The 25,616-nt window shown below is 63.1% G+C and carries 27 protein-coding genes, 1 tRNA gene and 1 pseudogene; 14 read left to right on the top strand and 15 right to left on the bottom strand.

What is annotated here, in order from left to right; all coding sequences use genetic code 11:
• The first annotated feature begins 170 nt into the window (after nt 1–170).
• On the top strand, nt 171–1,337 hold the full coding sequence (locus CWB41_RS03110; protein WP_115837327.1) for an LptF/LptG family permease: 1,167 nt from the start codon (nt 171–173) through the stop codon (nt 1,335–1,337).
• Nucleotides 1,338–1,361: 24 nt separating this feature from the next.
• On the opposite strand, the gene CWB41_RS03105 is transcribed toward CWB41_RS03110, so the two are convergent.
• From CWB41_RS03105 to CWB41_RS03080, 6 genes are all read right to left on the bottom strand, one after another.
• On the bottom strand, nt 1,362–2,129 hold the full coding sequence (locus CWB41_RS03105) for an ABC transporter ATP-binding protein (protein WP_115837328.1): 768 nt from the start codon (nt 2,127–2,129) through the stop codon (nt 1,362–1,364).
• Entirely contained in the window at nt 2,119–2,982 is an 864-nt protein-coding gene (locus CWB41_RS03100; RefSeq protein ID WP_115837329.1) for an ABC transporter permease, read from the bottom strand. The genes CWB41_RS03105 and CWB41_RS03100 overlap by 11 nt, the downstream gene beginning before the upstream one ends.
• 56 nt (nt 2,983–3,038) lie before the next feature.
• Complete coding sequence (locus CWB41_RS03095) at nt 3,039–4,064, bottom strand: 5-oxoprolinase subunit C family protein (protein ID WP_165203951.1); 1,026 nt, start codon at nt 4,062–4,064, stop codon at nt 3,039–3,041.
• A 1-nt stretch (nt 4,065) separates the two neighbouring features.
• Complete coding sequence (locus tag CWB41_RS03090; protein ID WP_181902981.1) at nt 4,066–4,782, bottom strand: 5-oxoprolinase subunit B family protein; 717 nt, start codon at nt 4,780–4,782, stop codon at nt 4,066–4,068.
• Between the two features lie 27 nt (nt 4,783–4,809).
• Nucleotides 4,810–5,685: an undecaprenyl-diphosphatase UppP gene (gene uppP, locus CWB41_RS03085; protein ID WP_115837332.1), complete on the bottom strand. Its 876-nt coding sequence runs from the start codon at nt 5,683–5,685 to the stop codon at nt 4,810–4,812.
• A gap of 171 nt (nt 5,686–5,856) precedes the next feature.
• The gene (locus tag CWB41_RS03080) at nt 5,857–6,738 is read right to left on the bottom strand and encodes an SDR family oxidoreductase (protein WP_115837333.1); all 882 of its coding nucleotides are present in this window, start codon (nt 6,736–6,738) and stop codon (nt 5,857–5,859) included.
• Between the two features lie 91 nt (nt 6,739–6,829).
• On the opposite strand from CWB41_RS03080, the gene CWB41_RS03075 reads away from it, so the two are divergent.
• Entirely contained in the window at nt 6,830–7,699 is an 870-nt protein-coding gene (locus CWB41_RS03075; protein WP_115837334.1) for a helix-turn-helix transcriptional regulator, read from the top strand.
• 71 nt (nt 7,700–7,770) lie between these two features.
• A complete protein-coding gene (gene rplS / locus CWB41_RS03070; protein ID WP_115837335.1) occupies nt 7,771–8,253 on the top strand; it encodes a 50S ribosomal protein L19 in 483 nt (160 codons plus the stop codon).
• Nucleotides 8,254–8,282: 29 nt separating this feature from the next.
• Here rplS and CWB41_RS03065 read toward each other — a convergent pair whose 3' ends face one another.
• Complete coding sequence (locus tag CWB41_RS03065) at nt 8,283–8,684, bottom strand: VOC family protein (protein ID WP_115837336.1); 402 nt, start codon at nt 8,682–8,684, stop codon at nt 8,283–8,285.
• Between the two features lie 171 nt (nt 8,685–8,855).
• Between CWB41_RS03065 and leuC the strand changes: the two genes are divergently transcribed.
• The 5 genes from leuC (at nt 8,856) to CWB41_RS03040 (ending at nt 13,004) form a co-directional block, all read left to right on the top strand.
• A complete protein-coding gene (gene leuC, locus CWB41_RS03060) occupies nt 8,856–10,262 on the top strand; it encodes a 3-isopropylmalate dehydratase large subunit (protein ID WP_115837337.1) in 1,407 nt (468 codons plus the stop codon).
• 278 nt (nt 10,263–10,540) lie between these two features.
• Nucleotides 10,541–10,627: transfer RNA gene (locus CWB41_RS03055), tRNA-Leu, on the top strand.
• A gap of 171 nt (nt 10,628–10,798) precedes the next feature.
• Entirely contained in the window at nt 10,799–11,008 is a 210-nt protein-coding gene (locus tag CWB41_RS16540) for a GCG_CRPN prefix-to-repeats domain-containing protein (protein WP_115837338.1), read from the top strand.
• A 132-nt stretch (nt 11,009–11,140) separates the two neighbouring features.
• A complete protein-coding gene (locus CWB41_RS03045) occupies nt 11,141–12,199 on the top strand; it encodes a Dyp-type peroxidase (protein WP_115837339.1) in 1,059 nt (352 codons plus the stop codon).
• Complete coding sequence (locus tag CWB41_RS03040; RefSeq protein ID WP_115837340.1) at nt 12,192–13,004, top strand: family 1 encapsulin nanocompartment shell protein; 813 nt, start codon at nt 12,192–12,194, stop codon at nt 13,002–13,004. Before CWB41_RS03045 ends, CWB41_RS03040 begins: the two co-directional genes overlap by 8 nt.
• A 41-nt stretch (nt 13,005–13,045) precedes the next feature.
• Here CWB41_RS03040 and CWB41_RS03035 read toward each other — a convergent pair whose 3' ends face one another.
• Nucleotides 13,046–13,309: a hypothetical protein gene (locus tag CWB41_RS03035; RefSeq protein ID WP_115837341.1), complete on the bottom strand. Its 264-nt coding sequence runs from the start codon at nt 13,307–13,309 to the stop codon at nt 13,046–13,048.
• A gap of 162 nt (nt 13,310–13,471) precedes the next feature.
• On the opposite strand from CWB41_RS03035, the gene CWB41_RS03030 reads away from it, so the two are divergent.
• Nucleotides 13,472–14,065, top strand: coding sequence for a hypothetical protein (locus CWB41_RS03030; RefSeq protein WP_129396384.1), 594 nt, complete (start codon nt 13,472–13,474; stop codon nt 14,063–14,065).
• An 84-nt stretch (nt 14,066–14,149) separates the two neighbouring features.
• Here the strand turns inward: CWB41_RS03030 and CWB41_RS03025 are convergent, their stop codons facing one another.
• The 4 genes and pseudogenes from CWB41_RS03025 to uvrC all read right to left on the bottom strand — a co-directional run bounded on the left by CWB41_RS03025 (nt 14,150) and on the right by uvrC (nt 17,704).
• Nucleotides 14,150–14,653 (bottom strand): molybdenum cofactor biosynthesis protein MoaE, encoded by a 504-nt coding sequence (locus CWB41_RS03025; protein WP_181902982.1) that lies wholly within the window; start codon nt 14,651–14,653, stop codon nt 14,150–14,152.
• Between the two features lies 1 nt (nt 14,654).
• Nucleotides 14,655–14,906 (bottom strand): molybdopterin converting factor subunit 1, encoded by a 252-nt coding sequence (gene moaD, locus CWB41_RS03020; protein ID WP_115837343.1) that lies wholly within the window; start codon nt 14,904–14,906, stop codon nt 14,655–14,657.
• A 128-nt stretch (nt 14,907–15,034) separates the two neighbouring features.
• Nucleotides 15,035–15,625 (bottom strand): annotated as a pseudogene (pgsA, locus tag CWB41_RS03015) (CDP-diacylglycerol--glycerol-3-phosphate 3-phosphatidyltransferase); the annotation flags it as partial.
• A 102-nt stretch (nt 15,626–15,727) separates the two neighbouring features.
• Entirely contained in the window at nt 15,728–17,704 is a 1,977-nt protein-coding gene (gene uvrC / locus CWB41_RS03010; protein WP_115837345.1) for an excinuclease ABC subunit UvrC, read from the bottom strand.
• A 266-nt stretch (nt 17,705–17,970) separates the two neighbouring features.
• On the opposite strand from uvrC, the gene CWB41_RS16095 reads away from it, so the two are divergent.
• The 4 genes from CWB41_RS16095 to CWB41_RS02995 all read left to right on the top strand — a co-directional run bounded on the left by CWB41_RS16095 (nt 17,971) and on the right by CWB41_RS02995 (nt 21,346).
• Entirely contained in the window at nt 17,971–18,699 is a 729-nt protein-coding gene (locus CWB41_RS16095; protein WP_165203948.1) for a hypothetical protein, read from the top strand.
• 102 nt (nt 18,700–18,801) lie between these two features.
• The gene (locus CWB41_RS03005) at nt 18,802–19,224 is read left to right on the top strand and encodes a DUF2147 domain-containing protein (protein ID WP_115837347.1); all 423 of its coding nucleotides are present in this window, start codon (nt 18,802–18,804) and stop codon (nt 19,222–19,224) included.
• 53 nt (nt 19,225–19,277) lie between these two features.
• The gene (locus tag CWB41_RS03000; RefSeq protein WP_115837348.1) at nt 19,278–20,210 is read left to right on the top strand and encodes a ribose-phosphate pyrophosphokinase; all 933 of its coding nucleotides are present in this window, start codon (nt 19,278–19,280) and stop codon (nt 20,208–20,210) included.
• A gap of 185 nt (nt 20,211–20,395) precedes the next feature.
• A complete protein-coding gene (locus CWB41_RS02995; RefSeq protein WP_115837349.1) occupies nt 20,396–21,346 on the top strand; it encodes an acetyl-CoA carboxylase carboxyltransferase subunit alpha in 951 nt (316 codons plus the stop codon).
• Between the two features lie 24 nt (nt 21,347–21,370).
• Here the strand turns inward: CWB41_RS02995 and CWB41_RS02990 are convergent, their stop codons facing one another.
• Both CWB41_RS02990 and purH read right to left on the bottom strand, forming a co-directional pair.
• The gene (locus tag CWB41_RS02990; RefSeq protein ID WP_115837350.1) at nt 21,371–21,805 is read right to left on the bottom strand and encodes a nuclear transport factor 2 family protein; all 435 of its coding nucleotides are present in this window, start codon (nt 21,803–21,805) and stop codon (nt 21,371–21,373) included.
• A gap of 10 nt (nt 21,806–21,815) precedes the next feature.
• Nucleotides 21,816–23,408 carry a bifunctional phosphoribosylaminoimidazolecarboxamide formyltransferase/IMP cyclohydrolase gene (gene purH / locus CWB41_RS02985; protein ID WP_115837351.1) on the bottom strand — a complete coding sequence of 531 codons (1,593 nt, stop codon included), beginning with the start codon at nt 23,406–23,408 and terminating at the stop codon, nt 21,816–21,818.
• A 123-nt stretch (nt 23,409–23,531) separates the two neighbouring features.
• On the opposite strand from purH, the gene CWB41_RS02980 reads away from it, so the two are divergent.
• A complete protein-coding gene (locus CWB41_RS02980; protein WP_129396383.1) occupies nt 23,532–24,362 on the top strand; it encodes a hypothetical protein in 831 nt (276 codons plus the stop codon).
• On the opposite strand, the gene mtaB is transcribed toward CWB41_RS02980, so the two are convergent.
• Nucleotides 24,334–25,545: a tRNA (N(6)-L-threonylcarbamoyladenosine(37)-C(2))-methylthiotransferase MtaB gene (gene mtaB, locus CWB41_RS02975; protein WP_245411337.1), complete on the bottom strand. Its 1,212-nt coding sequence runs from the start codon at nt 25,543–25,545 to the stop codon at nt 24,334–24,336. The genes CWB41_RS02980 and mtaB overlap by 29 nt on opposite strands.
• Nucleotides 25,546–25,616 lie beyond the last annotated feature (71 nt).

The raw sequence follows: 25,616 nt of genomic DNA, 5'->3' as shown, positions 1-25,616 counted from the left end.
CGCCACGCGGTACGCTTGGCAAACATATCGGTTTTGTCTGCCGAGGTCGATAGCAGGTAAAGTCAAGAGTTGACTAGGATGCGAAGCGGGCGGATTTATGCCGCCGCGATCAAGGTTAGCGCCGGCCCGCATTTGGTAACGGAAACATAGGGCAAGAGCAGGGAATCGAAGTGCCGAAGCTGCTATACTTCTACCTCGGCCGGCGGGTGTTTTTTTCCGTCATTCTGCTCGAAGTTGGCCTGTGCGTCCCGGTGGTGCTGACCCAGCTCTTCCACTATCTGCCGGCCTCGGCGGTACGCAGCGGCCTGCTGATGCCGGCGTTGATGGGCACCTTGCCGACGGCGATCTATCTTGCATTGCCGATGGCGGTCGGCATTGCCGTCGCGCTGGAGTTTTCGCGCATGGCCGCCGACGGCATGATCGCCGTGCTTTATTCGCTGCGACTGTCGGTTGTGGCGGTCTGCGTCCCCGCAACCCTCGTCGCCTTGATCGCGGTGGTCTTGGGGTACTGGACCTCGATCTTCATCGCGCCGGACAATGTCGGCCAGATGCACGACGTCATTTACGTCATCCGCAATTCGCTCAACCATCGGATGCTCGAACCAGCCCAGTTCTACACGTTCGATCATGGAACGCGGACACTCTATTTCAAGCGCTGGAAGTCGGAAGACGTCGTCGAGGGAATGTTCATCCACCAGATGAACGAAAAGAAAAAGGAAGAAGAGATCATCACCGCGAAACAGACGGAGTTTCGCCGCAACGATCACGGCGTGCTTCTGGTGATGAGCCACGGCTCGCTGCAGAGCCGCCCGGACGGAACCAACGAGATTCGCACCGCCGACTTCGACCAATATGTCATTCAGCTCGATATGCAGGGCACGAAGGGCATGCCCAGCCGCGGCTGGCGCGGTGTCTTTGAAATGCCGGGGCAGCAATTCCTCGAGGCATGGCCGGGCCGCGATGGCACGAAGCAACTCCTCTCCGATTGGATGAGCGAGGCGGCGAAGCGCTTCGGCATTCCGATCCTGGCTTTGACCCATGCCTTGCTGGCGATCGGCCTCGTCCTGACGCTATCGAGTGCGACGGGGCGCAACACGACGACGATCGCGGCCCTCGTTGCGATTCCGGCGATCCATATCGGAATTTTGATCGGTACGGAAAGCGTCGTCCGGCGCGACCCGTTCCTGGTCTATACGGTCGCACTGGCAATCGGCCTGGAACTGGCGATCGCGCTCATACTCATTCTGCGTCAGCAGGCCCGCTTTCCGGTGAAGCACGGGAAGCGCCGTGAGACGGGCGTTCCGCGCGGCGCGAGCGGCGCCGGAGCCGCGCTCTAACCGGTCTCGGCGTGAGCGGTGTGCTTAAACGACCAACCGCGGCGCGGTGACGAGCTTGGTGATGTTGAAGGCGCGCCGATAGGCGGTGATCACGTCGGCCGGCTTGCCGACGGCGGCGACGCGGCCCTCGTCGATCCAGATGACGTTATCGCACAATTCCTCAAGCGTCTTGAGGTCGTGCGAGACGACCAGGATCGTGCCCTTCTCCGCAAAGTTGCGAATATAATCGTCGCATTTCTTGGCGAAGGTCGCATCGCCGACGGAGAGCGCTTCGTCGACGATCAGAATGTCCGCGTCGGCATGCGCGCAGACGGCGAAAGCGAGACGCGCGGTCATGCCGCTCGAATACATTTTGAGCGGCTGGTTGAAGAATTCGCCGATATCCGCGAAGGCCGCGATCGAAGGGAGCTTGGGGATGATCTCCTTGCGGCGCAGGCCCAGAATTGCGCCGCCGATCAAAGCATTTTCGCGTCCGGTCAGTTCGAGATCGAAGCCGGCGCCGAGCGCCAGGATCGGCGCGATCCGGCCGGAGACGCTGATGTCGCCGTGACTCGGCTTGCTGATGCCGCAGATGAGCTGCAGCAAGGTGGTCTTGCCGGTGCCATTGCGGCCGATGATGCCCCAGGTCTCGCCGCGGCGTACATCGAAGCTCACATCACGCAGCACCCAGTGCGGGTGATAGAACTGCTTCCAGCGCCCGAACAGCGCCTGATACAGCTGGTCGTTCCGCTTCAAGTAGAGCTGAAACGCTTTGCCGACGCCCTTGCAGCTAATGGCGATCTCAGATGACATCGACGAAGACATTCTTGTAGCGCATGTAGAATCGATAGGCGGAACGGAAGACGAGGAGTGAGACAATCACAGTCCCCAGATAGAGCCAAGGGTTCGGAATCTTGTCGAGCAGAACGACGTCGCGGGTCAGCTCGACATAATCGCCGACGATATTGGCGCGAAGGAAAATCTTCAGGTTCCCCGGGACGTCGTCGATCGAATAGAAGATCGGCGTCGCGAACATGAAAACCGGGACGATCGAGGCCATCAGGTGCATCACGTCGCGCGTGAACGACCCCAGCGCCATCAGGAACCAGCTTACCCCGAGAAGAAAGAGAAAGAACGGCACGAAGACGAAGGGCAGCAGCAGGATCGTCGGCGGCAGCTTGTGGGTGATGAGGAGTTCGAAAACCAGCAGGACGCAGAAGCTGATAGCGGCATAGACGGCGGCGCGGATCGCCGCGGTCCAGGCCAGCGTCTCGCTCGGAAAGATCGACTTCTTGATGAAGTTCACATGCTCGTGCAGCAGTCCTGGCGCGCGATAGGCCAGTTCGCCGAACAGGTTGAAGACGATAAGGCCGACGAAAATATTCAGCGAATAATTGGCCACGCCGTGCGCGGCGGTCGACGCGCGAATGCCGACCGCGTGCGAGAAGATGACGGTATAGACCGACAGCATCAGCAGCGGCCCGAAAATCGCCCAGAGCCAGCCGAGGATCGAGCCGCTGAACCGCGCCATCAGCTCGCGCCGTACCACGGCGCGGATCAGTTCGCGAAAGTGCCAGGCCCGCGCCAGCGGCGTGATCAGGCCGAGATTTTCGGCAAATTCTCCCGCAATGCCGCTGTCCGGCTTCTTGATGGCAGCGTCTGTCATGAGATGAGCAAAACCCGTATTTGGACGCGGATGTAGACCAGTTTACGTTCGCCGCGTCAACGCAGCCGGTGGTTGCCGACGGCCGACCAGGGCGAGCGGTCCGAGGGCGGTAGACCCGCCAGCGCGACCACACGGCGCAGCGGCCGGCAGAAGCTTTGCGTCGTCACGACCGCGTCTTCCAGCGCCAGCAGGGCCACGCGCGCCGTCTCGGCGCTCACCTGAGCAAAATGACAGGTCCGGCCCGGTCGCAATTGCGCCAGGCGCCCGATATCGGCGCGGGCGATATGGCCAAGCTTGGGATAGCCGCCGGTCGGCGGATGATCGGCCATCAGCACCAGCGGCTTTTTGTCCCCGGCGATCTGGATGGCGCCCAGGGCCACGCCGTCGGAGACGATATTGTAGCCCCGGCTGTGAGCGATTGCCGGGCCGTCGAGGCGGTAGGCCATGCGGTCGCCAGCCGTGACCTTGAAGGGCGCGCTGAAGAAGAGATCGAGCGCCGCCGCGTCGAAATAATCGTCCTGCGGGCCGACGACGACCCGCAGCGGCGCGTCAAGGTCTGGCCGTAGCCAGGGGGCGACGATCATCGCCTCGTCGCCGGGGGTGCCGGCGTCCTCCGCCAGCGGCAGAAAATCGCCCCCTTGCAACATGCCTCCATAGAGACCGCCGCGGGTATAGGTCGCCCGGCTGCCCAGCTCGACCGGCGTGCGCAGACCGCCGACGACGGCGAGATAGGTGAAAATGCCCGCGACACCGGGCCGCGCGGCCAGATGAGCGCCGGGGGTCAGAACCAGCCTCGCGGCGGCCCCGGCTAATTGACCGTCGCGGAACCAGGAAAAGCCGCCGCCGCAGAAGGCGACACCGATCGGGCCGGGGCTCGCATTGACGAGTTCGATGCCGCCGGGACCGATTTCAAGCGCCGCGGCATCGGGCGCGTTGCCCAGCGCCAGATTGGCGGTGCGGAAAGCCGCCCAATCCATCGGTCCGGCCGGCGTCACGCCGTAGCGGCGAAAGCCGAAGCGGCCGCCATCCTGGACCGTCGCGCCGGGTCCGGCGCTCAGCACGCTGAGATGCGGGGCTTCCATCTCACGCTTTCTGTTCGATGACGGGCGCGCCTTCGGCGGCTTCTCGGCGCAGGCGTGCGAAAGCCGCGCCATCGACGGGCGTGAAGCGGATGCGGTCGCCGATGTCGAGCGCGACCGGCGGGCTGCGCTTTGGATCGAAGAGCAGGGCCGGCGTCGCGCCGAGGTTGTACCAGCCGGTGGGCATTGGCCGGTTGGCGATCAAAGCCTGGCCACCGGCGATCAACAGCGCGCCTTGCGGCACCGGCGGGCGCGGCTTCGGCCGCCGGGAGATGTTGAGCTCGGCCGGCAAGCCGCCAAGGAAGACATAGCCCGGCGCGAAGCCGAACATATAGACGCGATATTCCGCCCCGGCGTGCAGGGCCGCGACCCGTTCCGCCGTGAGGCCGAGCGCCGCTGCGACCTCGGCCAGATCCTCGGCGTGGGGCGGCTCGTAGCAGACGGGGATCGACCAATGTTTCGGCACGCCCGCTGCGCCGGGGCCGATCTGAAGCTTGCGCAGTTCCGCGATGAGCGCGTCGGTCGCAACCTGGCGCGGATCGAAATGGATCATCAGCGAGCGATAGGTCGGCAAAGTCTCGACAATGCCGGGGATCGCCGCGGCGGCGAGCGCGTGGTCGAAGGCGCGGACCTTGTCGTTCAGCGCGGGGTCGATCGCCGCGCCGAATTCGACGACGAGCGCGGATTCACCGGCAGGCAGAAAACGGGGTGTGGCGGGCATAGAAGCCTCCAGCCCGATGCTCTCGCCTCAATTGGGCAGCCAATGGGCGAAAACGGCGACGAGCAGAAAAATCCCGAGCGCCACGCGATAGATGGCGAAGGGCCAGGAGGAGAAGCGCTCGAGGATGCGCAGCAATCCCCAGATGGCGATGAAGGCCGAGATTGACGCGACAACGAGTCCGACGGCGAGGACCGACCAGCCATGCGCGTCGAGATGTGCCTTGTGCAATTCGTAGAGCTCTTTCAGCCCGGCGGCGGCTATGGCCGGAATGCCGAGCAGGAAGGAGAAGCGCGCCGCCTCGGTGCGCTCAAGGTCGCGGAACAGCGCCGCGGTGAAGGTCGAGCCGGACCGTGAGACGCCGGGAATCAATGCGCCGCATTGGGCGAAGCCGACGATCAGCGCGTCTTTGAGAGTGACGTCGTCGAGCGTGCGCTTGTGCCGCGAATAGACTTCGGCAAGGCCGAGCAGCGCGCCCATGACGATATAAGCGACGCCGATGGCGGAGAGAGAGCGCAGCGGCGAATTGCAGGTATTGAGCAGCTTCGACAGCAATGTGCCGGCGACGAGGATCGGCAGCGTGGCGATGAGGATCCAGACACAGAAGCGCAACGACCAGTCGTTGAAATCGCGCCGCTTGATGGCGGAGATGGCGCCGCCCGTCAGCCCCTCTACGTCGGTCCAGAAATAGCTCACGACGGCGGCAAGCGCGGCGAGCTGCATCGCGGCGGAGAAGGCGGAGCCGGGATCACGCCAGCCGAGCAGGGCCGGGACGATGCGCATATGCGCCGTCGAGGAGACGGGCAGAAGCTCGGTAATGCCCTGCACGACGCCGAGAAAGGCGACCTTGGCATAGCCCAGCGCGGCAAATCCGGTATCGAGCCCCTCGGTGCAAGCGCCAGCCATGTCGATGAAGTCCCGCCCGTTTTCGAATCGCGTTCTGCGTGCCGCAAAAGTCTGCCCAAGACAAGAGGCGGCGTAAATGGGGCGGGGGTTATGAGGGGCGAGAACGCCCCATCAAATGTCGTGTTCGGCGGCAAGCTGCGTTTTCGGCCGCGAACTAGCCCGGCCGGTCCTTCATCGATCAGGGATGTAAAGCTGTTCGAGATCGGCGATCAAACCGCGCTCGGTCGGCTGCCATCCCAATTTTTTGCGCGTCTTTTCGCTTGAGGCCGGCATATCGTACGCCACAAACATTGCGAGCCAGCCAAAATGGGCCTGTGCCTCATCGGGCGCGATGGATTTGACCGGAATCTGCAAACGTCGCCCAAGCGTGTCCACGATATCCTTATGCGAGACGCCTTCCTCCGCGACCCCATGATAGATCGCGCCCGCTTCGGCCTTTTCAAGCGCCAACCGATAGAGCCGCGCCACGTCGAGTACATGCGCCGCGGGCCAGCGGTTATGGCCGTCTCCGATATAGGCAAACGCGCCCTTTTCCCGCGCGATGGCGATGGCATAAGTGACAAGGCCCTGTTTGACCGTGTCGTGGACTTGCGGGAGCCGCACGACCGATGCATTGAGCCCATCCGCCGCCAGCGCCAACGCCGTCGCTTCCGACGCGCGCGGGAAATCCCGCGCGGGCTTGTCGTCTTCGGTCGCGATGCGGCCCGGGGCCAGGAGGCCCACGCCGGACGTGACCACCAGCGGCCGGTCCGAACCTTTAAGCGCCGCGCCGAGGGCTTCGATAGCGCGACGGTCGATCTCGCAGTTTTCCACGAATTTCGAGAAGTCGTGGATGAAAGCCAGATGGATCACGCCATCCGCCGCGGCCGCACCGCTCCGCAGGCTGTCGAGATCCTCCAGATCGCCGTGATGCACGTCCGCGCCGGCGGCGGTCAGAGCCTTCGCGCCGGCCTCCGAGCGGGTGAGGCCAAGCACTGTATGGCCGGCCGAGATCAGTTCCTTGACGACGGCGGCGCCGATGAAGCCGGTCGCGCCAGTCACAAAAACACGCATGAAGTTAGTCTCCGGTTGAGAGGCGGAGACTATTGGCGCATAATATATCCTGGTAAATAAGTGATCTTATACAGGTATAATAGCTAACAGCATGGACGCGCGGATCGCCAACGAGAACCTGCTGGGAACCTATCTGAAGGATCGCCGCACCCGGCTCGATCCGGCCGCGTTCGGCCTGTCGGGAACACGCCGGCGCACGCCCGGCCTGCGCCGCGAAGAAGTTGCCCAGCGCGCCAATATCAGCCCGACCTGGTACACATGGCTGGAACAGGGGCGGGGCGGGGCGGCGTCGGCCGACGTGCTCGACCGGATCGCCCGCGCGTTGATGCTGACGGATGTCGAGCGCGAACATCTTTTCCTGCTCGGCCTCGGCCGGCCGCCCGAGGTTCACTACAAGGCGGCCGAGGGGGTCACGCCACGCCTGCAGCGCGTGCTCGACGCGCTTGAATCCAGCCCGGCCTTCATCAAGACGCCGATCTGGGATGTCGTCGCCTGGAACCGCGCCGCCGCGGCGGTGCTGACCGATTACGCCACGCTCGAAATCGAGAAGCGCAATATCCTGCGGCTGCTCTTCTGTGAGCCGTATATCCGCGCCCGGCAAACCGATTGGGACAACGTTGCCCGCTTCGTCGTTGCCGCCTTCCGAACCGATGTCGCCCGCGCCGGAGCGGCGGATTATGTCAAGAGCTTCGTCGAGGAACTGTGCCGGGAAAGCCCTGAATTCGCTGCGATCTGGAGCACCAATAATGTGCGCACCTATGGCGAGGGCACCAAACATATGCGCCATCCGGTCGCCGGCGTGATCGAGATGGAATATTCGACTTTCGCCGTCGATGGCCGCCCCGATCTCGGCATGGTGGTCTATAATCCGGCGACGCCAGCGGATGTGGACAAGGTTAGGGCGCTAATGGAATCGCAATCTCGACAAAGGCCGCCGCCTCGTGTAGAAGCCGCGCCTTAACTCAAAACAGCGTTCCGAAACGCCCGTCTGGCGGCTGCGGCCGAACCAGGCGAAACGGAAGGACTCATCCTATGGCTAATATTATCGAGCAGCTCGAAGCCGCTCAGGTCGCCAAGCTCGCCGCCGTCCGGCCGGTCCCGGAATTCCAGCCGGGCGATACCGTCGTTGTCAACGTCAAGGTGAAGGAAGGCGAGCGCACCCGCGTTCAGGCCTATGAGGGCGTCTGCATCGCCCGCACCGGCGGTGGCCTCAACGAGAGCTTCACCGTCCGCAAGATTTCCTATGGCGAGGGCGTCGAGCGCGTCTTCCCGGTTTATTCGCCGAACATCGATTCAATCAAGGTCGTGCGCCGCGGCAAGGTCCGGCGCGCCAAGCTCTATTATCTGCGCGACCGTCGCGGCAAGTCGGCCCGTATCGCCGAGAGGCTCGAGACGCCCGCCGCCAAGGCGGCCCGCGAGGCGGCCAATGCCCAGGCTCCGACGGTGAAAAAGGTGGCGCCGGAGAAGAAGCCGAAGGGCGCCATCCGTGCGCCCAAGGGCGGCGGCAAGAAATAAGCTCCGGAGCCCGGAGCGTTGCGGCCGGGTCAGGTCAGCGGCGCGTTGAGGATCCAGCGGTGGCCGAACGGGTCGCGGAAGGTCGCGAGCCGTGTGCCCCAGAAGCTGTTGGTCGGGTTCGTCTCGCCCTTGCTGCCGAGCCCGATCGCTCGCTTGAAGATGAGATCGACCTCGTCGGCGGTCTCGAATTCGAGACTGACCGAGGCGGTCATCGGCTCGCCAGGGACTGGGACGCGGGTATTGCCGAATTCCGGGAAGGCATCGGCCAGCATGACCGAGCCGCCGTTGATCGTCAGTTCGCAATGCATGATCCGCAGCCCGTCGAGCGCCGGCATCAGCGCCTGCTGCTTCGCGCCGAAGACGGTCGTATAGAAGGCGATCGCCGCCATGGCGGGCGAAACGGTCAGATAGGGCGCGACAGGCGGACGCATTCTTCTCTCCGCTCTCCAGGCGGTTTCCGCCCGGATGCCTCCTTGGAGGCGATGACGTTTTTTATAACTGTTCCTATATGCGGGTTGGGGTTAATAACTGCCCCAGTTTCCGTCAGATAGGCTGTGGCGGCAAGCGGCACGGGGCCGCAACCTATGAAGAGTGCTTGAGAGATGGCCGAGTTACGCACGCTCTACGACAAAATCTTCGATGCCCATGTGGTCGATCGCCAGGACGACGGCACTTGCCTCCTCTATATCGACCGCCATCTCGTTCATGAGGTGACGAGCCCGCAGGCATTCGAGGGGCTGCGTTTGGCCGGGCGTCAGGTGCGCGCGCCGCAGAAGACGCTCGCCGTTGTCGATCATAACGTGCCGACCACCGATCGCTCGAAGGGCATTCAGGACGAGGAGAGCCGTATCCAGGTCGAGACGCTCGCCGCCAATGCCAAGGATTTCGGCATCGATTATTTTAACGAGCAGGATAACCGCCAGGGCATCGTCCATATCATCGGCCCCGAGCAGGGCTTCACACTGCCGGGCACGACCATCGTCTGTGGCGACAGCCACACCTCGACGCACGGCGCCTTCGGCGCGCTGGCGCACGGCATCGGCACGTCCGAGGTCGAGCATGTGCTGGCGACCCAGACGCTGATCCAGTCGAAAGCCAAGAACATGCAGGTGGTCGTCGACGGCAAGCGCGGCGAGGGCGTCTTCGCCAAGGACATCATCCTGGCGATCATCGGCAAGATCGGCACCGCCGGCGGCACCGGCCATGTCATCGAATTTGCCGGCGAGGCAATCCGCGATCTTTCGATGGAAGGTCGGATGACCGTCTGCAACATGACGATCGAGGGCGGCGCCCGCGCCGGGCTCATCGCCCCCGACGAGAAGACCTATGCCTTCATCAAGGACCGCCCGCGCGCGCCGAAGGGCGCCGATTGGGATGCGGCACTCCGGTATTGGGAAACGCTCCAGTCCGACGAAGGCGCGCATTTCGACAAGGTGATCCGGCTCGACGCCGCCAATCTGCCGCCGATCGTCACCTGGGGCACGAGCCCTGAGGACGTGATCTCGATCGACGGCCGGGTGCCGACGGCCGAGCAGGGTGCCAGCGAGGCCAAGCGCGCCTCGATCCGCCGTGCGCTCGACTATATGGGCCTCTCGGGCGGCGAGAAGATCACCGATGTCGCGATCGACCGGGTGTTCATCGGCTCTTGCACCAATGGCCGCATCGAGGATCTGCGCGTCGCCGCCAGGTTGATAGAGGGAAAAAGGGTGTCGGATCGCGTCAATGCGATGGTTGTGCCCGGCTCCGGTCTCGTCAAGGCGCAGGCCGAGGCGGAAGGTCTCGACAAGATTTTCCTGGCCGCGGGCTTCGAATGGCGCGAGCCCGGCTGCTCGATGTGCCTGGCGATGAACCCGGACCGTTTGGCGCCGGGCGAGCGCTGCGCCTCGACCTCGAACCGCAATTTCGAGGGCCGCCAGGGCTTCAAGGGCCGCACCCACCTCGTCTCGCCCGCTATGGCGGCGGCGGCGGCCGTCACCGGCCATTTCGTCGACGTGCGGGACTGGCACTGACCGCATCACCCCGAAAAGTTGCAGACTTTTCGGATCGGGTGATGCGCAGAAGGATCGATCGCCCCGAAAAGTTGCAGACTTTTCGGATCTGGGGTGATGCGCGATGAAAACTGCGCCCCGCCGCTTGTGGGCCGCGCGGCAATCTTATAATTCAGCGCCTTCATCTGGAGCAAATTCCGGAAAAGTTGTTCGACTTTTCGATCGAAATTTGTTCCGGCTTTTTTAATTGGTGCGATTTCTTATCGATCATCCTTCCGGGTGGTCGGCAAGCGCGCTAGGCGGGCGTGGCGGAACTGGTAGACGCGCCAGACTCAAAATCTGGTTCTGGTAACAGAGTGTCGGTTCGATTCCGACCGCCCGCACCACACATCAATCCGCGATAAACCAAGCGCGATGATTTAATCTTAGAAAATCATCCACTTAACTAAATCGCATCCAAATTCATCGAAATTCCCGCGTCGGTATCCCGCGAAGCGTTCGCTTGGGGTACAAGATGCAACGCGATTTGCCATAGTCGCGCATCAAGGGAGTGATCTATGAAAACGCTCTGCACTGTATTGCTTGGCATTCTGATCCTTTCCACCAGTCTGTCGTCGGCGTTTGCCTTGGGCGGGTGCGGTCCGAACCGCCATCGCAACGGATGGGGCAATTGCGTATGGGGCGGTCAAAACCAGGATTGGTGTCTAAGACGTACCGGTCATACCGCCGTCCGCATGCCCAACGGAAATCTCCGCTGCTTCAGGTAATTGTCTTCAGCCCTGTATGATCGAGCCGGCGATTTCGCCGGCTCTTTTATTTTGGCTGATGAGACTGCAAATTCTGCGTATGGTTTTGACACGCTGCGATCTTGGTGTTGAAAGGTTTCCCGGGGAGTTGTCGTGGGTTCAATCGAGAGTCAGCCGGTCGCCGCAAGACTTTCGCGTTCGGCGATCTTTATTGTCGCAACGCTGAACGAGGGGGAGGAGAGCGCCCGCGCTGTCCGCGCGCTCTGCGGCGATCTTCCCGCGCTCGTCCGGGCGGTCGGATTCCGCGACCTTGATAGCGGGCTGTCCTGCGTGCTGGGGTTCGGCTCGCAAGCTTGGGATCGCCTGTTTGATGGACCCCGGCCGAAGGATCTTCACCCTTTTCGGGAGATAAACGGCGAACATCATGCGGTTTCGACACCGGGCGATGTTCTGTTTCATATCCGTGCGACGCGCATGGATCTCTGCTTCGAGCTCGCCACACAGATTATGTCCCGGCTCGCCGCCGCGCTGCGTGTGGTCGATGAAACGCACGGCTTCAAATATTTCGATGACCGCGACCTGATCGGGTTTGTCGACGGCACAGAAAATCCGGTGGGCGAGGCGTGTGTCGATGCCGCCATCATCGGCGACGAAGATGCGGCGTTCACCGGCGGCAGTTACGTGATCGTCCAGAAATATCTCCACGATCTCGACAAATGGAACCAGATTCCGACCGAGAAACAGGAAGGCATTATCGGCCGCAAGAAATTGTCGGACATTGAACTGGACGATGCCGCCAAGCCGCCATTCGCGCATAATGTCCTGACGACGATCGTCGAGAACGGCAAACAACTCGAAATCATTCGCGACAACATGCCTTTCGGCAGCGTCGGGAAGGGCGAATTCGGCACGTATTTTATTGGCTACGCCCGTTCACCGCATAGAATAGAGCGGATGCTGGAGAATATGTTCATCGGCAATCCGCCAGGAAATTACGACCGCCTGCTGGATGTCAGCCGCGCGGTCACCGGATCGTTGTTTTTCGTGCCGTCAGCGACATTTCTGGACTCCGTCGAACCGGACGAGGCCGGACCGCCCGCATCCCCGGCGCAGTCCGAAGGCGCGGCGGCCACACCCGCCGGTTCGCAACGGCCGCGGTCCGACGGATCGCTCGGGATCGGTTCTCTGAAACAAGAGGGACAGAATGAATAACCTTCATCGCGAGCTGGCGCCGATTTCCAGCAGCGCCTGGGAGCAGATCGAGCAGGAAGCGGCGCGAACGCTGAAGCGTTATCTGGCGGCGCGACGTGTCGTGGATGTTCAGGGGCCGAAGGGCTTTGACCTCGCGGCGATCGGCACCGGCCATACGCGTCAGATCACGCCGCTGCGCGGCGATCTTGAAGTCTCTCAACGCGAAGTCAGACCGCTCATCGAACTCAAGGTTCCGTTCGAGCTCACGCGCCAGGCGATCGACGATGTCGAGCGCGGATCGAACGATTCCGACTGGCAGCCGCTGAAGGATGCCGCCCGCGCGATTGCCTTCGCCGAGGATCATGTGGTGTTCGAGGGCTATGCCGATGCGGGAATCCAGGGCGTGCGCCAGGTGACCAGCAATCAGCCCGTCACGCTCCCCGCCGATGTGCGGGCCTATCCGGATGCGGTCGCCGAGGCCGTGGAGCGTTTGCGCCTCGCGGGTGTCAACGGCCCTTATGCGCTTGTCCTTGGGGCGGAGCCTTACACCGCCATCACGGGCGGCAGTGATGAAGGATATCCCATCCTGAAGCACATTCGGAGCCTGGTCGACGAGGAAGTGATTTGGAGTCCCGCCATTAGCGGCGGCGTCGTGCTGACGACCCGGGGCGGCGATTTCGACCTTTATCTCGGGCAGGATATTTCGATCGGCTACCTCAGCCATTCCGAGAGCGCGGTGAAACTCTATTTTCTGGAATCGCTGACCTATCTCACGCAGACCTCGGAGGCTTCGGTCATCCTCCAGCCTCCCGGCGCCGCAAAATAAGCGGCCCGCTGCTTGCGGGCCGCGCCGATCCGCGGAGCTTGTTATTGCCCGTTGCCGCCGTGTTCTGCGGCGAAGTCGATCCCGGCCTTCACTTCGGCGATCGCGCCGCGAATCAGTTCGATCGCCCGTTCCCGGTGGCCGCCCTTATTCCCACTCGCTTCTCGAAGCGATTCCAGCGCATCGCGCAGCGAATTGAGAGCACGTAACATATTGCCTTGATAGGCTTTGGCCGGCAACGCCGACGCCAGCAATCCCCCGGCTGCGACCACGGCAGCCATCTGGCGACGTGAAAGTTCCTGCGACATTCCTCACTCCCCATGTGTGCGCGAGACCCGCGCTGCCGGCGAGAATGCCGCGATTTTGCCCAAGAATAAAGCCGTTGCGCGCGGGGGTGACGCTGCCCGTGCCGCCGGATATAAGGCCGCCTGACGGGCGACAGGAAACGAATAAGGACAGGGAGTATGAGGATGCGTGGCAAAACGGCCCAATGGGTCCGGCCGGTTCTGGTTGGTGGTGTTTTTGGATTTTTGGGCCTCGGACTGGCGAGCGCGCGGGCTGATGATGCCGCCTGCAAGGGGCTGGCGGATGCCATGCTCACCAACGCCAAGACGGCCTATCACAGCGTCGGCACGATTTCGTTCGATCCCAAGGACCCGCCGGTCCCCGGCAGCGCCGGTGCGCCGAACGCGATCGCGACCGAGACGATTTTCACCGGCACGCAAGTCTTCGTGAAATTGCCGAACGGCGAGTGGAAGGACGTCCACGCCGATCTCGCCGATCTGCGGTCCAAGGTGAAGCAAAGCGCCATGAGCTTTAACGATTGCGCGCATCTGGCGAACGACAAGATCGATGGCAAGGATCTCACGGTCTATACGGGAAGCGACAAGACCGATGCGATGAATGTCCTGACGAAGGTGTGGGTCACGCCCGATACCGGTACGCTCATTCGCAGCGAGACCGACATCGCCGGTCCGACGGCGCCGGACGGCAAGGTCCGCCACCAGCATCTGTCGCTGCATTACGATTATAATGACATCAAGGCGCCGGCGGTTTCGAACTGATGCATCATCCCGAAAGGTTGCAGACTTTTCGGATCAGATGATGCGCTGAAAACAAGGACGCCGGGAGCGCCCAAGCCCCTCACCCTAACCCTCTCCCCGCGGGCGGGGAGAGGGGATGTTCTGCGTCCACTTCTCCGCCGCGGCTTCGTCTTCCTCGCGCGGCGCGATCCATTCACCGGCACGGCCATCACGGCCGTGCTGCTTCTTCCAGAACGGCGCGCGGGTCTTGAGGTAATCCATCAGGAATTGCGCTGCCTCGAAGGCTGCGGCGCGATGTGCGCTGGCGGTCGCGACGAGGACGATCGCTTCCCCGGCGCGGATCAGCCCATAGCGGTGAACAATGAGCAGCGCGTCGAGCGGCCAGCGGCTTCCGGCCTCGGCCGCGACGCGGGCGATTTCGGCTTCCGCCATTTCCGGATAGCATTCGATCTCAAGCGCCGCGAGCCTGCCGCCTTCGTCGCGGCAGAGCCCGGTGAAGGTGACGAGCGCGCCGCTCTCGGGGCCGAGCCCCAACGCCGCCGTCTCTGCCGCAGCATCGAAAGGCGTCTCTTGAACGCGCAAGTGAGTGCGCAAGACGCGCCGCGTCATCTCAGCCGCCCGTCATCGGCGGAAAGAAGGCGACTTCCGCCGCATTGGCGAGCGGCGTGCCCGGCTTCACATGCTGGCGGTCGAGTGCCGTGCGGATCGTGGCTTCGTTGGCGAAGGCTGTCGCATAATTCTCGCCGCGCTGCTTCAGCCAGACGATGAGATCGGCGACGGTCGCGACGGAGGCCGGCGGCGCGATCTCCTCCTCGGTGAGGCCGACGCGTTCCCGCACCCAGGCGAAATAGCGCGCCTTCATGGCTTTTCGTCCCCGTCTAGAGCGGGATGCGAAAAAGTGGATACCGGATTTTCGCGTAAATCCCGCTCTAAATTATGAGAATCGATCGCGTTCATGATTTCGGGTCGCTTCGATCCGAAATCATCATGATCTAGGAGGTGCTTTACGCCCGCCGTGAAATAATCCCAGCCGGTATAGAGCGTCAGGATGGCCGAGACCCAGAGCAGGCCGAGGCCGATCCTCGTCGTGCCGGGCAGATAGGGCTCGGCGGCCGGCCCGGCAATGAGAAAGCCAAGCGCCACGAGCTGCAGAGTCGTCTTCCACTTTGCCACGCGGCTGACCGGCAGCGAGACTTTCAACTCGGCCAGAAATTCGCGCAGGCCGGACACGAGAATTTCGCGGCACAGGATGATGATCGCCGCCCAGAGCGAAAAGCTGGCAATCGTATGATCGGCGGCGAGCATCAGCAGGACGGCGGAGACGAGCAATTTGTCGGCGATCGGATCGAGCATGCGCCCGAGCGAAGATTGCTGCGCCAGCGCGCGGGCGAGATAGCCGTCGAGGAAATCGCTGATGCCGGCGAGGACGAAAATCGCCAGCGCCGCCCAGCGCGCTGCGGCGACCTCCGGCCAGAACAGGCAGCCGACGACGACGGGCACGGCCGCGACCCGCCCATAGGTCAGGAGATTGGGCAGATTGAAGCGCCGGCTTGAGCCACGCGCGAAAGTAAAAACGGCCATGCCGGGAGGGAACATGCCGCGGCGCGAAAGGTCAATAGAAAGGGCACGCACAAAGCCGGGAGAGGGACCACATCCTTTCCCGCCCGGGGCAGGCGGGGCCGGTCACGCCCGTTCGCCGTGGAAGAAATCGTAGACGAGCTTTGCCGTTGCCGAATTGATGCCGTCGACTTTTTCGAGATCGGCGAGGCCGGCGCGTGAGACGGCCTTGGCCGTGCCGAACGCCTGTAACAATGCCCGTTTCCGCGCCGGTCCGACGCCGGCGATCTCGTCGAGCGGGCTGCGGGTGAATTCCTTCTTGCGGCGGGCGCGGTGGGTGCCGATGGCGAAGCGATGCGCCTCGTCGCGCAGCCGCTCGACGAAATAGAGCGCCGGGTCGCGCGGCGGCAACCGGAATGGCTCTTTGCCTTCGACGAAAAACGTCTCGCGCCCCGCCTCGCGGTCGAGCCCCTTGGCGATGGCGACGATCGCGACATCGTTGATGCCAAGATCGGCGAGCACTGTCCGGGCTGCCTCGAACTGGCCCTTGCCGCCGTCGATCAGGACGAGATCGGGGCGCTGCGGAAAGGCGTCGGGATCCTGGTTGGCGCCTTCATCCTCCTTGGCGAGGCGGGTGAAGCGGCGGCGCAGCACCTCGCGCATCATGCCGAAATCATCGCCCGGCGTTAAATCCTCGCCCTTGATGTTGAAGGTGCGGTAATGCGTCTTCATGAAGCCTTCCGGCCCGGCGACGATCATCGCGCCGACGGCATTCGTGCCCATGATGTGGGAATTGTCGTAGACCTCGATACGCCGCAGCGTATCCTCGATGCCGAAGGCGGCCGCCAGACCGGCGAGCAATTTCTCCTGGCTCGCGCCCTCGGCCAATTTGCGGCCGAGAGTCTCACGGGCGTTCTGCGTCGCGTGATCGACGAGGTCTTTCTTCTCGCCTCGCTGCGGCACGGCGACCTCTATGCGATGGCCGGCGCGCTCGGACAGCGCCCGCTCCAGAAGCTCGCGATCCTCGATCTCGTGCGAGAGCAGGAGAAGCCGCGCAGCCGGTTTGTCGGCATAGAATTGCGCGAGGAAAGCATCGAGCACTTCACTCTGGCTGAGGCTCTTGTCGGCACGCGGGAAATAGGCGCGGTTGCCCCAGTTCTGATAGGTGCGGAAGAAGAAGACCTCGACGCAGAACTGCCCCGCCTCCTCGGCGATGGCGAAGACATCCGCCTCCTCGACCGAATGCGGATTGATGCCTTGCGCGCCCTGGATGTTGGAGAGCGCGGAGATACGGTCGCGCAGCCGCGCCGCGCGCTCGTAGTCGAGCACTTCGGCGGCTTCGTTCATCTCCTTCGCCAGCATGTCGCGTACCGCGCGGCTCTTGCCGGAGAGAAAGGCGCGGGCTTCCCCGACCAAAGCGGCGTAATCCGCCAACCCGATCTCGCCGGTGCAGGGCGCGGCGCAGCGCTTGATCTGATGCAGCAGGCACGGTCGCGTGCGGTTGGCAAAATAGGAATCGGTGCAGGAGCGCAGGAGAAAGGCGCGCTCCAGCGCGTTCAAGGTGCGGTTCACCGCCCAGACGCTGGCGAAGGGGCCGAAATAGTCGCCCTTCCGTTCGCGCGAACCCCGGTGCTTCATGATCTGCGGCGCCGAATGGTCGCCGCTGATGAAGATGTAAGGGAACGACTTGTCGTCGCGCATCAGGACGTTGAAGCGCGGCTTCATCTGCTTGATGTAATTGGTTTCGAGCAGCAGCGCCTCGGTCTCAGTCTCGGTCGAGACGAAGACCATTTCGGCGGTCAGCGAGATCATCCGGGCGATGCGGTTGGTATGGCCGCCGAGCCGCATGTAGCTCGCAATGCGCTTGCGCACGCTCCTGGCCTTGCCGACATAAAGCACCTCGCCATCGGCGCCGAGCATGCGGTAGACGCCGGGGCCGAGCGGCGCGTGCTTCCAGTTGGCCTTGATGACATCGACGCCGCGGCGAAGCGCCGGGTCCGCCGATTCGTCGAGCAGGATCGCCGGCTCCGCCGGGAGGGGTTCGGCGGCCGGATTTTCGGGGCTAGGAGTCTCCGGCGTTTCGGAATTGTCTCGGGGTGTCATCGCCTCAGATGTAGGCGGCCCGGACGGCGAGGGAAAGCCGGATTTGGTCCGCATTTCAGCATCCATCGCGCCATTGGGGACACCGCGCAATTGCGGTAACATGATGATCGCAGGCCGGTTTCCAACGCCCTGCCGCTGCGTCTGGACCTGCGGTTAAAATCGGGTTAGCTGTTGAGCCGAGCCTGAGGCCCAATTTGGGCCAGCGATGGCACGCCCGCTGTTCCGGGCGAGGGGTGGTTGCATAGGCGGCCTGACATTGAGGCGATATGGATCGAAGCTTTGACGCGCGCGCCTGCGTTCGACGTCCGGCCGGCCCCGCCCGCGGCTGGCTGATCGGCGCGGCGCTCGCCTGCGGCCTCGGCCTCGGAGGTTGCGTCGAAGATACCGCGCAAGCCCCGCCGCAGCCGGCCGCGCCTCCTTCTGACAACATCGCCCGGAGGCCGAACGTCAGCCCCGCAGGCGCGACGGTGGGGGTGGCCAGCATCGGCGGCGCTCCGGGCGGTCTCGACGACAAGTTTCAGGCGTTGTTCGTCGACGCCGCCAAACGAAGCGATGTATCGGTCGCCGCAGCCGATGATCCGAATTATCTCGTGCGCGCCTATCTGAGCGCCTATCCCGAGGGCGACGGTACGACGGCCGTCGCCTATGTCCTCGACGTTTTCGATTCGAAAAAGCAGCGCACGCAGCGCGTTGAGGACGAGGTTCTCATTCGCGGCCAGGCGCCGGATTCCTGGTCCCTGGTCGGCGACGATGCTCTCGCCGCCGTGGCGGCGAAAAGCGCGGCCGATCTCGCTGCGGTCATGACCAATACGCCGGAAGCCATTGCTGCCAATGCGGCACCGGCGGCCCCCGGGGAGACGGCGCCGCAAGTTGCCACGAATGCGCCCCCGGCCCCGCCAGACGGCCGGACCGTCGTGGCGGCGACCGCCCCCGCTTCCCCGGCAGTGGCGGCTGCGTCCCCGGGCAACGGCGACGGAGTGACCGCTCAACGCTAGCCAGCCTCCCCCCGATGCGATAAGCACTCCCCCAATTGTGTCGTTTGCGGCGTCCCACCGGCCGCGAACGGCCGCCAAGTGAGTTCAACCACGAGGACCCCCATGAATTTTTCGCAGATTGCGCGCCCGCTTTGTTTGACCAGTCTGCTTCTCGCTTCGCCGGCGGCTTTCGCCGGTCCTTCGCCGCAGGGCGAATGGCGGGTCGCCGATGGCACGGCGACGATCCGCGTCCACCGTTGTGGCGCGGCCTTCTGTGGCAATATCGCGACGACGATCACCCCGGCCGGCAAGGACATTCACAATCCCGATCCGCGCAAGCGCAACCGCACGGTGCTCGGCATCGAGGTTCTCTACGCCTTGCGCGCCACCGGCCCGAACGCCTGGTCGGGTTACAGCTACAATGCGCAGGACGGCCAGACCTATACGATTACCGTCTCGCTCGCGAGCGCGACCACACTGCGCGTCCAGGGCTGTGTGCCGGGTGGCGGTGCTTGCGGCGGCGAGACATGGACGCGGGCACGCTGAGAAGCGGAATTTAGAGTGGATCCAGCGGGCCTCATCCGCCAATGTCAATTCCTATGAAAATCCTCGCCGGCAATTCCAATCTCGCGCTGAGCACGGCGATCGCGACCTATATCGGCGTGCCCCTGACCAAGTGTCAGGTCCGGCGCTTCGCCGATATGGAGATCTTCGTCGAGATTCAGGAGAACGTGCGCGGGCAGGACACGTTCATCGTCCAGTCGACCTCGTTCCCGGCCAATGATCACCTCATGGAAGTGCTGATCATGACCGACGCGCTGCGCCGCGCCTCTGCCCGGCGCATCACCGCCGTTATCCCCTATTTCGGCTATGCCCGTCAGGACCGCAAACCGGGGCCGCGCACGCCGATCTCGGCCAAGCTCGTCGCCAATCTCATCAGCCGCGCTGGCGCCGACCGCGTTCTGACGGTCGATCTCCATGCCGGCCAGATTCAGGGCTTCTTCGACATCCCGACCGACAATCTTTTCGCCGCGCCGGTCATGGTCCGCGACATCAAGGAACGCAACGATCTGAAGAATGTCATGGTCGTTTCCCCTGATGTCGGCGGCGTGGTGCGGGCGCGGGCGCTTGCCAAGCGCATTGATGCGCCGCTCGCCATCGTCGACAAACGCCGCGAACGGCCCGGCGAATCCGAGGTGATGAACGTCATCGGCCATGTCCGGGGCAAGACCTGCATCCTCGTCGACGATATCGTCGATTCGGGCGGCACCCTCTGCAACGCCGCCGATGCGCTCCTCGCCCAGGGTGCCAAAGACGTCTATGCCTATATCACCCACGGCGTGCTCTCCGGCGGCGCGGTGGCGCGGATCAGCGGCTCCTCGCTCAAGGAACTGGTCGTTACCGATACGATCGCGCCGACCGAAGCGGTTCTGCTGACGAATAACATCCGTGTTCTGCCGATCGCACCCTTGATCGGCGAGGCGATCGCCCGCACGGCGAAGGAAGAAAGTGTCTCCAGCCTCTTCGACTGAGCCACGCGGCGGAATTAAGCATCTTTTTGCCGGTCCTTTGCGTTGCGCCGTGGTGGCCACCATCTTTCTTGACTTGAACCTTCGAAATAGGGGAGTTTCCCCGGCCTTTCGGGGTGGGATGCGCACAGATCCCGCCCCAAATCTTTGGAATCGATCACATCTTGATCTTGGCCCCCAGGGCGTTCATGCGTAGCTATCTCGATTTCGAAAAGCCCGTTGCCGAACTCGACACCAAGGTCGAGGAATTGCGCGCGCTCGTCGCCGACGGCGACAATGTCGAGAGCGAGGATCTGACGCGGCTTGAAATTAGGGCCGAGAAGGCGCTCGCCGATCTTTATGCCAATCTCACGCCCTGGCAGAAGACGCTTGTCGCGCGCCATCCGCAGCGTCCGCATTGCGCCGATTTCATTGCCGGGCTGACCAGCGATTTCACGCCGCTTTCGGGCGATCGCCTGTTCGGCGAGGATGCTGCCATCGTCGGCGGCTTCGCACGGTTTCGCGGCACGCCCGTCTGCGTCATCGGCCAGGAGAAGGGCAACGACACCGAGTCGCGCCTCAAGCGTAATTTCGGCATGGCCCGGCCGGAGGGCTATCGCAAGGCGGTGCGGCTGATGGAATTGGCCGAACGCTTTTCCCTGCCGGTCATCTCGCTGGTCGATACGGCGGGCGCTTTTCCCGGCGTCGATGCCGAGGAGCGCGGCCAAGCCGAAGCCATCGCCCGCTCGACCGATAAAACCCTGTCCCTCGGTGTTGCCAATGTCGCGGTCGTCATCGGCGAGGGCGGCTCGGGCGGCGCCATCGCCATCGCCGCCTGCAATCGCGTGCTGATGCTGGAGCATGCGATCTACACCGTCGCCTCGCCCGAGGCCTCGGCCTCGATCCTCTGGCGCGACGCGGCCAAGGCGCAGGACGCGGCGACGAACATGAAAATCACCGCGCAGGATCTGCTGCGATTCGGTATCATCGACACAATCATTTCGGAGCCGATCGGCGGCGCGCATCGCGACCCCGCCACGGCCATTGCCTCGACCGGCAACGCCATCGCCGCGGCGCTCGAAAGCCTCGGCAACCTCTCGCCCGACGCGCTGCGCGAATCCCGCGCCGACAAATTCCTGGCGATGGGCCGGAAGATTTAGGACGCTTCCGCTTCCGTTATTGCCTTAGCGAGCGGGCGCCATCAGCGCGTTCCACGCCGCAAGAGAGTCCATGTAATCTCTCCAGTGCGCGATTTTCCGGTCTTCAATCCTGATGATCGAGGCGAAGCGATTGTTATATTTCACGCGTGTCGCGAGGATTGTCCCGTGGACTTCATATTCGATGACAACGACACGGCCGTCGTCCGTCTTGTGGGCGATCAGTCTGTCTGCAGCCTCGATCCTGATGTTGTCGGCATAGCCGGCGAACCGTGCCATCAGATCGGCACGTCCCCGGATAATGCGGGGCCAGCCGGGGAAGTCGTAGAGAACCTCGTAAACGACATCGTCGGAAACGATATCGAAAAAGTGCGCGCCATCGACCAGGTCGCCGAGCGCGCCCCGGACGAGATCGAAGTAAGGTTTGACGGGTTCGTAGGCAGCGTATTTCGAATTCGGCATCCTGAACTCGCTAGTGCCTGAAATGCCGGGTGCCGGTGAAGACCATGGCAAGTCCGGCCGCGTCCGCCGCTTCGATCACTTCGCTGTCGCGCAACGAGCCGCCGGGCTGGATCACCGCCGTCGCGCCCGCGTCCGCCGCCGCCAGCAGACCGTCGGCGAAGGGGAAGAAAGCGTCCGAGGCGACGACCGAACCCTTCGCCAGACTTTCTGAAAGTCCTGCGGTCTGCGCGGCTTCGAGCGCCTTCTGCGCGGCGATGCGCGAGGAATCGACTCGGCTCATCTGTCCCGCGCCGATGCCGACCGTCGCGCCGCCCTTGGCATAAACGATGGCGTTCGACTTGACATGCTTGGCGACGCGGAAGGCGAATTTGAGATCTTCAAGCTCGGCGGCGCTTGGCGCCCGCTTGGTGACGACCTTCAACTCCATGTCGTCGACGAGGGCATTATCGCGGCCCTGCACCAGGAAGCCGCCGTTGACCGAGCGGAACGTCAATTCCTGCCGGCGCGGGTCGGGCAGGCCGCCGGTCAGGAGCAGGCGCAGATTGAGCTTCGTCGCGATGATCGCGCGCGCCTCCTCGCTCGCATCGGGAGCGATGATGACCTCGGTGAAGATTTTTATGATCTCGCGCGCGGTCTCGGCGTCGAGCGTGCGGTTCAGTGCGATGATGCCGCCGAAGGCCGAGACGGGATCGCTGCGCAAGGCAAGACGATAGGCCTCCGTGAGGTTCGCCGCCTGCGCGACGCCGCAGGGATTGGCGTGCTTGATGATCGCAACCGCCGCCGTCCTTGCAGGCTCAAACTCGCTGACAAGTTCGAGCGCGGCATCGGTGTCGCCGACATTGTTGTAGGAAAGCTGCTTGCCCTGGATCTGCTTCGCCGTGGCGAGGCCGAAACTCGGCTGCTCGTTGGCATAGAAGGCCGCCGCCTGATGCGGGTTTTCGCCATAGCGCAGCGTTTCGAGCTTATGGCCGCCGAAGCCGCGATAATCCGGCGCCGCCTCACCGATCTGCGCCGCAAGCCAGTTGGAAATGCCGGAATCATAGACCGCGGTGCGGGCGAAAGCCTTCTGCGCCAAGGCGCGGCGGAAGGCGAGGCGCGTCTTGCCGCCTTGCGCGTCGAGCTCGGCGAGGAGACGCGCATAATCGGCGACATCGACAACGACGCTGACGGAGTCGAAATTCTTCGAGGCGGCGCGGATCATCGCCGGGCCGCCGATATCGATATTCTCGACGCATTCGTCGAAGTCCGCGCCTTTCGCCACCGTCGCCTCGAACGGGTAGAGATTGACGACGAGCAGATCGATCGGCGCGATGCCATGCGCCAGCATCGCCGCCTCGTGCTCGGGATTTTCGCGGATCGCGAGCAGGCCGCCGTGCACTTTGGGGTGCAGCGTCTTCACGCGGCCATCCATCATTTCGGGGAAGCCGGTTAATTCCGACACGTCGCGCGCGGCGATCCCGGCGGCGACGAGCGCCCGATGCGTTCCGCCCGTCGAGACGATCTCGACATTGCGGGCAGCGAGCGCGCTGGCGAAATCGATCAGCCCGGTCTTGTCGGAGACGGAGATGAGCGCGCGGGCGATGGGAAGCAGTTTTTGTGACATAGAATTGTCCAACGAGTTTTCCACGCCCTAGCATAACTCGCCGTAAAGCCAAATTGGCTTTACGGCGAACTTATTATTCGTCACGATGCGGAACATTTGGCCTAAGAATAATTTGAGCTTCACATGCACCCGGACGACTCTCCGCATTCCTATGAAGAAATCAGACAAGTGGTCGTTGACGTGCTTACAAAACGTGAATGGGTCCAATACGCGCCTGAACAATGGATCAGTCTTGTTCGGAGCGTTGAGGATGTTTTTGCTCGTCGCAAAGCGCCTTCTCGCGGAAGAACCCTTTACGAAGGGAGCAATAAACTACATCCGGACGATGCTGAGCTTGTACGCGACGTATTTTGGGATTTATTTCGCCAAGGTGTAATAACTTTGGGATTGAACGAATCTAATCCGGCATGGCCGTGGTTTAGGCTTAGTCATTTTGGGGAAAAAATACTCAAAGCTAACGATACATACCGATTTCATGACGTGACATCGTATACCTCCCTCGTCCGAGATCAGGCGGGCGATATTGCTTCTGAAACCATGCAATACCTGGAGGAGGCGGTTGCGGCATTTTATGCGGATTGTCGGCTTTCGACCTGCGTAATGCTAGGAGTTGCAGCGGAGGCGGAGTTTCTCAGAGTTCTAGAGGTCGCGGGCAATTCATCACGCTATGCTGCTAAATTCACGTCTTTAAACGGCGACGTATTCATCGGAACTAAGATCAAGAAATTTCAGAAAAATCTGGACAGCATAGTGCCTGAGCTGGAGCCAAAAAAAGATTTTGAAAATCTGCATACGAACCTCAATTTTATACAGTTAGTATTGCGTTCAGCGCGAAATGATGCAGGTCATCCAAACGGGGCAAAAGCCCCAACGCGCGAGCAGGTATTTATTAATTTACAACTCTTCATACCATTTGCTTATCAACTCATGAAGCTTCGCGAAGCTTTGGTTTAGTTGTGAGATCGCCTTGAATGGTCAAGTATTTTCCGTCGTGGCCGGCGATCTCGACATCGATCAAGCGCCCCACTAGGCCGTCGCCGACGCGCACCTTGGTGAAATCCTCCGCCCGCGCGGTGCCGCCGCGCTCGGTCAGCACGGTCAAGGTTTTGCCCATATGCGCGTCGAGGTGACGCCGCAAGGCGGCCTCGCCCGCCTGCCGCAAAGCCTTCGCCCGGGCGGCGATCATGTCCGGCGGGAGTTGCGGCATCAGTGCCGCCGGGGTGCCGGGCCGCGGCGAAAACGGAAAGACATGGAGATGCGTCAGCCCGCAATCTTCGACCAGCGCCAAAGTCTCGGCGAACATTTCGTCCGTCTCGGTTGGAAATCCGGCGATGAGGTCGGCGCCGAAGACCATATCCGGCCGCGCGGCACGAATCTCCGCGCAGAAGCGCACTGCGTCGGCGCGGGCGTGGCGGCGCTTCATCCGCTTGAGGATCATGTCGCTGCCGGCCTGCAAGGAGAGATGCAGGTGCGGCATCAGCCGCTTCTCGCGGGCGATCGCGTCGAGTAAAGCGTCGTCCGCCTCGATGCAATCGATCGAGGAGAGCCGCAGCCGTGCGAGGCCGGGCACGGATTCGAGAATGGCGCTTACGAGCCGGCCGAGGCCGGGCCGTCCATCGATGTCGCGGCCATAGGCGGTAAGATCGACGCCGGTCAGCACAATCTCCTGAAAGCCCTGCGCAACGCAATTTTCAGCGGCGGCGAGGATGGCGTCTACCGGGGTCGAGCGCGAAGCGCCGCGTCCATAGGGAATGATGCAGAAGGTGCAGCGATGGTCGCAGCCGGTCTGGATGGCGAGAAAGGCGCGGGTGTGATCCTCGACGGCGCCGCGCGCCGGCGGCACGGCTGACGCGGCGAAAATATTGCCGACGGCGATTCGCCCCGCCGCGCTGGGCCGGAACGCCTCCGCGGCGAGCTTTTCCGCATTGCCAAGCACTTGCGCGACTTCGGGCATTGCGGCGAAAGTCTGCGGCGCGATCTGCGCCGCGCAGCCGGTAACGATGATCGTGCGCTCCGGCGCCTCGCGCTTCAGCCGGCGGATCGTCTGGCGCGCTTGGCGTGCCGCCTCGGCGGTGACCGCACAGGTATTGACGATGACGAGATTCTCGCGTCCCGCCGCCTCGGCGGCGCGGCGCATGGCGTCGCCTTCGACGAGGTTGAGCCGGCAGCCGAAATTCACGACTTCGATCTTGGCCCGCGACGTGGGCC

This window comes from Methylovirgula ligni, from assembly GCF_004135935.1.
GTDB lineage: Bacteria > Pseudomonadota > Alphaproteobacteria > Rhizobiales > Beijerinckiaceae > Methylovirgula > Methylovirgula ligni.
This window is presented reverse-complemented; position numbering and strand designations above follow the sequence as displayed.

Excerpts from the sequence above, each read along its gene's own strand:
- CWB41_RS03000 (WP_115837348.1), top strand. The coding sequence starts at position 19,278 with ATGAAAATCCTCGCCGGCAATTCCAATCTCGCGCTGAGCACGGCGATC.
- CWB41_RS03030 (WP_129396384.1), top strand. The coding sequence starts at position 13,472 with ATGCGTGGCAAAACGGCCCAATGGGTCCGGCCGGTTCTGGTTGGTGGT.
- leuC (WP_115837337.1), top strand. The coding sequence starts at position 8,856 with ATGGCCGAGTTACGCACGCTCTACGACAAAATCTTCGATGCCCATGTG.
- uppP (WP_115837332.1), bottom strand. The coding sequence starts at position 5,685 with ATGGCTGGCGCTTGCACCGAGGGGCTCGATACCGGATTTGCCGCGCTG.
- CWB41_RS03100 (WP_115837329.1), bottom strand. The coding sequence starts at position 2,982 with ATGACAGACGCTGCCATCAAGAAGCCGGACAGCGGCATTGCGGGAGAA.
- CWB41_RS02990 (WP_115837350.1), bottom strand. The coding sequence starts at position 21,805 with ATGCCGAATTCGAAATACGCTGCCTACGAACCCGTCAAACCTTACTTC.
- CWB41_RS03040 (WP_115837340.1), top strand. The coding sequence starts at position 12,192 with ATGAATAACCTTCATCGCGAGCTGGCGCCGATTTCCAGCAGCGCCTGG.
- CWB41_RS03005 (WP_115837347.1), top strand. The coding sequence starts at position 18,802 with ATGAATTTTTCGCAGATTGCGCGCCCGCTTTGTTTGACCAGTCTGCTT.
- CWB41_RS02995 (WP_115837349.1), top strand. The coding sequence starts at position 20,396 with ATGCGTAGCTATCTCGATTTCGAAAAGCCCGTTGCCGAACTCGACACC.
- CWB41_RS16540 (WP_115837338.1), top strand. The coding sequence starts at position 10,799 with ATGAAAACGCTCTGCACTGTATTGCTTGGCATTCTGATCCTTTCCACC.
- CWB41_RS03095 (WP_165203951.1), bottom strand. The coding sequence starts at position 4,064 with ATGGAAGCCCCGCATCTCAGCGTGCTGAGCGCCGGACCCGGCGCGACG.
- moaD (WP_115837343.1), bottom strand. The coding sequence starts at position 14,906 with ATGAAGGCGCGCTATTTCGCCTGGGTGCGGGAACGCGTCGGCCTCACC.
- CWB41_RS03105 (WP_115837328.1), bottom strand. The coding sequence starts at position 2,129 with ATGTCATCTGAGATCGCCATTAGCTGCAAGGGCGTCGGCAAAGCGTTT.
- purH (WP_115837351.1), bottom strand. The coding sequence starts at position 23,408 with ATGTCACAAAAACTGCTTCCCATCGCCCGCGCGCTCATCTCCGTCTCC.
- CWB41_RS16095 (WP_165203948.1), top strand. The coding sequence starts at position 17,971 with ATGGATCGAAGCTTTGACGCGCGCGCCTGCGTTCGACGTCCGGCCGGC.
- rplS (WP_115837335.1), top strand. The coding sequence starts at position 7,771 with ATGGCTAATATTATCGAGCAGCTCGAAGCCGCTCAGGTCGCCAAGCTC.
- CWB41_RS03025 (WP_181902982.1), bottom strand. The coding sequence starts at position 14,653 with ATGACGCGGCGCGTCTTGCGCACTCACTTGCGCGTTCAAGAGACGCCT.
- CWB41_RS03065 (WP_115837336.1), bottom strand. The coding sequence starts at position 8,684 with ATGCGTCCGCCTGTCGCGCCCTATCTGACCGTTTCGCCCGCCATGGCG.
- mtaB (WP_245411337.1), bottom strand. The coding sequence starts at position 25,545 with ATGCGCCGCGCCGCCGAGGCGGCGGGACGCGAGAATCTCGTCATCGTC.
- CWB41_RS03075 (WP_115837334.1), top strand. The coding sequence starts at position 6,830 with ATGGACGCGCGGATCGCCAACGAGAACCTGCTGGGAACCTATCTGAAG.
- CWB41_RS03035 (WP_115837341.1), bottom strand. The coding sequence starts at position 13,309 with ATGTCGCAGGAACTTTCACGTCGCCAGATGGCTGCCGTGGTCGCAGCC.
- uvrC (WP_115837345.1), bottom strand. The coding sequence starts at position 17,704 with ATGACACCCCGAGACAATTCCGAAACGCCGGAGACTCCTAGCCCCGAA.
- CWB41_RS03090 (WP_181902981.1), bottom strand. The coding sequence starts at position 4,782 with ATGCCCGCCACACCCCGTTTTCTGCCTGCCGGTGAATCCGCGCTCGTC.
- CWB41_RS03080 (WP_115837333.1), bottom strand. The coding sequence starts at position 6,738 with ATGCGTGTTTTTGTGACTGGCGCGACCGGCTTCATCGGCGCCGCCGTC.
- CWB41_RS02980 (WP_129396383.1), top strand. The coding sequence starts at position 23,532 with ATGCACCCGGACGACTCTCCGCATTCCTATGAAGAAATCAGACAAGTG.